The following is a 2,813-nucleotide window of genomic DNA, read 5'->3' as shown; positions in this document are numbered from 1 at the left end:
AGGAAAATATCAGGTTGATGTTGTTCAATCCAACCAATGATCACCGCCATTAACACATCTTGGTCACCGGGATAATCATCAATAATAATATTGAGATTGTATTGATACTCATAAGATTGACTGCTTGCACCCGTTGCCACAATCGCCCCACCATCAATAAAGGTGTAGAGCCTATCGGGATTTTCGCCTAAATAAGCGACCTTTTTAATTAAGGTATCACGCAGGTTTGCAGGCTTTTTCATGGTTTAACTCATTGATGTATTGCAATAATCGATTTGTATAATCAATCAAATATTCCGTTTGTGCCTTATTCTCCGCCATCATTTCGAGGAGACGTAAATAATCTTGTTGAGCTGTTTTGGTAAGTCGTGCGGTGGTTGCATTACCCATGCCGGCGGTGGCGGCGGTGTGATTATCGGGGTCGGGGCAATCGGCTTTGATGTACACCCGCTTAGTATTATTGCGCAACTCATCATTAAGCTGGCTAATATCATTTTTTGCATCGGTTAGCGCCTTTGTGTGTTGTTTATCCAGTTCTGATAAACGGGTAAGTTCTTTCTGATAGCGTTCAATAGCGTCTTGATGACTGATAACATTTTGTTTAAGGGCGAGGTTGTCACCCTTAAGCTGGCTATTTTCAGTGAGCAAGGCATCAAACTTAAATATCAGTAGCAAGCCCATCACACCCGCCACAATAATAAGTAGTATGTTCCTTTTCATCGTGGGATCTCAATATGAGGATAGTCAGGAAAGCGGGTTTCAACGGGTAAACTGGGATCACTTTTCCAGTTTTTACCAAAACGCAATGTTACCCCTTCTTCATCTGCGGCTTGTTTGAATGCCATTAATACGGGTTCAAAAAAATACGGTTGCCATTCCATCCCCGGTTTAATCGCAGAGGGTAAAATATCAATCGCATCGCCTGTTAAATGACGGCTGTTTAATGTTTTTGAAACGCCTTTTTTAACGTTTTCTTTTTGCTTTTCAAGTGTGCGAACACCTTCAATTACTGCAAAATCAACCGGTGAAATTTCTAATGCACGATAAGCAATTTTCACTAACAGCGGGTTAACGCCAACAAGATTATTTTTACTGCGCTGACTCAATGTAAATTTACTCACCGGCAACCTTCCTTAAGAATAACTTTCCGACTGCGCTAATAAATGCTGATCCCATCCAGCCCGCCATGCCCGCTATACCACCGGCAATTTCTGGTTGCCACTGAAAATAACTTGCACCGAATAAAATCAATGCCCCTGAAAACATAGAGACAACGATTTGTGCAAGTAAAATGGCAAAGCGGAACGGCTCCCCTTTCACTATTTTATTTGCATAACTGGCAATACCACCAAAAACCGCCATTCCGGCAATTAATAAGGCGGTAAACCAGTTAATATTACTTGGATCTTTATAGGGCATCTTCTTCATACCTTCCCCCTTAAAGGGGTTAATCCCAAAGTTGTAAAATCGGTGTGGTGCTGTGTTGTTGTAGCGTGTCCGGTAACTCAATCGCTGTGCCTGTGGGTAATATTGCCCCTAATTCAACAAGCCCCGGATTAGCTTCTAATACTTGTTCAATCATGCCGGATGACTGACCAAAGTAACGCCAACAAATATCATCTACGGTATCCCCTTGTTGGGTGTAAATCCGCATTAGATAAGCTCCACCGTGTTATGGGTTTCCCCTTTGATACGTTGTAAAGCCCATTGACCATCACGCCACACTTCATCAATTATTGGCGTCATGGTGTCAGCTTTTTTATTACCTTGTGCGGTAGTATCAATATCGCGATAACGTTCGATTAAACTGGCTTTTGCAAAACAGAACACCGCACGCTGATATAAAATCATCAGTTCACTTTCACCGTTAATCTGTTCAGCGGGCACGTCTTTTAATGTTTTCGCAGATTGACCGATGCGCCACTGATACAACTCGCGATTTACTTCAATCATGGCGTTCAGTAACGTGCTTTTCAGTCGTTCCGGTGTCACCGTGCCATCGACACGTGTTTGCAATTGAAAATCACGAGTTTGAATATCAGGGAAAAAACCATTATTTTTAATGGTTTCGTCTTTTTGTGGCACAGGGTTAGCAGAAACATAATCCATAAGAAAACCTTAAAATAGGTGGGCGGTGGACGAAAGAAAGCAAATTGCTTTTTCCGTGCCGCCCTGACGTGGTGTCACAATACTTTTTCAGCGTCACGCTGGGCTTTGAGCACTTTGTCGAGTTGTTTTAATTCGGTTTTTATTCCGACATTAATATTTAACTCTAAGGCTCGGCTTAATACGCAGTAGCTTTCTTGTGGGCGATTATTATCGCGTAGCACTAACCCTAAGATTTTGTAGAGTTTTGCTCTCACTTCATCGGGCATATCTTCATCATCGGTCAAGGCGCGTGTACGCTCTAACGTTGCTAAAGATACCGGTGATTTCACGGCATACGCTCGCATTGCCGAATCGGCAATTTCTTCGGCAATCACGGTGCCCGTAGTGCGGTTTACACCGGGGATCACTAAACGGTTAGCTAATGCATAAACGGCAATATCTAACGCGCCCTCATAATCACCCGCATCAATTTTCCACAACAAAATCGTCATTAAGACATCATCTTGCACACCGCTACCGCCGGACAGCGCCCCATCAACCCACGGCTGATAATTGGCTAATATCTTGCGCTTATAAGCTTCTTTGCGTTCGCGTGACTGAAAATGTTTTAGCTCTTTTTTATCTGTCGCAAGACGTAACAGCATCATGTGATAGCCTTTCGTATTGTGGCTAACATGCCCACCCAATTGGGTGGACTGTTGCGC

The 2,813-nt window shown here is 43.1% G+C and carries 7 protein-coding genes; all 7 read right to left on the bottom strand.

What is annotated here, in order from left to right; all coding sequences use genetic code 11:
- Positions 1–242: phage tail protein (locus JEP36_RS17530; protein WP_198630554.1), on the bottom strand; the 242-nt coding region annotated here is incomplete at its 3' end.
- Positions 217–720, bottom strand: a complete 504-nt coding sequence (locus tag JEP36_RS17525; RefSeq protein WP_198630553.1) for a lysis protein — start codon at positions 718–720, stop codon at positions 217–219. The genes JEP36_RS17525 and JEP36_RS17530, both read right to left, overlap by 26 nt.
- Positions 717–1,127, bottom strand: coding sequence for a M15 family metallopeptidase (locus JEP36_RS17520; protein ID WP_168713134.1), 411 nt, complete (start codon positions 1,125–1,127; stop codon positions 717–719). The genes JEP36_RS17525 and JEP36_RS17520 overlap by 4 nt, the downstream gene beginning before the upstream one ends.
- Positions 1,114–1,428 carry a phage holin family protein gene (locus tag JEP36_RS17515; RefSeq protein WP_109397508.1) on the bottom strand — a complete coding sequence of 105 codons (315 nt, stop codon included), beginning with the start codon at positions 1,426–1,428 and terminating at the stop codon, positions 1,114–1,116. The genes JEP36_RS17520 and JEP36_RS17515 overlap by 14 nt, the downstream gene beginning before the upstream one ends.
- A 19-nt stretch (positions 1,429–1,447) precedes the next feature.
- Entirely contained in the window at positions 1,448–1,654 is a 207-nt protein-coding gene (locus tag JEP36_RS17510) for a tail protein X (RefSeq protein ID WP_198630552.1), read from the bottom strand.
- Positions 1,654–2,109: a head completion/stabilization protein gene (locus JEP36_RS17505; protein ID WP_198630551.1), complete on the bottom strand. Its 456-nt coding sequence runs from the start codon at positions 2,107–2,109 to the stop codon at positions 1,654–1,656. Before JEP36_RS17505 ends, JEP36_RS17510 begins: the two co-directional genes overlap by 1 nt.
- Before the next feature lie 74 nt (positions 2,110–2,183).
- Positions 2,184–2,813, bottom strand: a 630-nt coding sequence (gpM, locus tag JEP36_RS17500; protein WP_198630550.1) for a phage terminase small subunit, incomplete at its 5' end; no start/stop codon positions are given.

This window comes from Proteus sp. PR00208 (assembly GCF_016238545.1).
Taxonomy (GTDB): domain Bacteria; phylum Pseudomonadota; class Gammaproteobacteria; order Enterobacterales; family Enterobacteriaceae; genus Proteus.
The sequence above is the reverse complement of the archived record's forward strand: the minus strand, read 5'-3'. Positions and strand labels throughout refer to the sequence as shown.